Genomic DNA, 263 nt, shown 5'->3' on the forward strand with positions numbered 1-263 from the left:
TGGGCGTTCGGGCTGTCGGGCAAAGTGCTGTTCGGCAGCGACGTGGAAAGCCTCAACAAAGCCAGCACCGACATCGTCGAACGTATCGGCAAAGCCCTGGTAGGCGCCGGCATCGAACGTGTACGCGTCGACGGCCACACCGACGCCTCGGGCAAAGAGAGCTACAACCAACAACTGTCCCTGCGCCGCGCCAAAAGCGTGGTCAAGGTGCTGACAGGTGTGGGGATGAAGGAAGAAAACGTCAAGCTGCGCGGCTTGGGCAG

1 protein-coding gene is annotated in these 263 nt (G+C 61.6%); it reads left to right on the forward strand.

Annotated elements, in window-relative coordinates:
• Positions 1–263: OmpA family protein (locus KZZ04_RS19610; RefSeq protein ID WP_219423945.1), on the forward strand; the 263-nt coding region annotated here is incomplete at both ends.

Origin of the sequence: Pseudoalteromonas sp. CR1, from assembly GCF_019392235.1 — a bacterium.
In the GTDB taxonomy this organism is placed as follows: Bacteria; Pseudomonadota; Gammaproteobacteria; order Enterobacterales; family Alteromonadaceae; genus Pseudoalteromonas.